Below are 394 nucleotides of genomic sequence, written 5' to 3'. Positions count from 1 at the left end.
GTCACATTCTTCTAAATCTTTAACCCAAAGGCGTATCTCATCTTTATTTTCATTAACAAAAACACACTCGTAACAAAAATCATCCTCGTCATCGTTCAAATATTCGTTGAATCTTAAAAAACCATATCCCCTGCTTTCTATGTAATCCAAAAACAAAGAAGAATGCGAAGGAAGACAACGCAAATAATCTCTATAACTTTTCACATCCTTCACAGGAAAATAATTGTCAATATAATGTTCATGCAAACAAGTCATGATATCGTAAGGCTTTTCCCAACCGCAATAAACCTCGACCCCATTCCCAAACATATAACGAATAGCCTTGGTCTCATAACGTGCCTTCACTCGCACAGCCTTTATATTGAACAGATTTTCAAGCCTCTGTACTTCTCTC

At 36.3% G+C, this 394-nt stretch carries 1 protein-coding gene; it reads right to left on the bottom strand.

Annotated elements, in window-relative coordinates; all coding sequences use genetic code 11:
- Positions 1 to 394, bottom strand: a 394-nt coding sequence (locus tag KP705_RS21860) for a hypothetical protein (protein ID WP_215765395.1), incomplete at both ends; no start/stop codon positions are given.

It is taken from the genome of Gluconobacter sp. P1D12_c, assembly GCF_018812105.1.
GTDB lineage: Bacteria > Pseudomonadota > Alphaproteobacteria > Acetobacterales > Acetobacteraceae > Gluconobacter > Gluconobacter oxydans_A.
The sequence above is the reverse complement of the archived record's forward strand: the minus strand, read 5'-3'. Positions and strand labels throughout refer to the sequence as shown.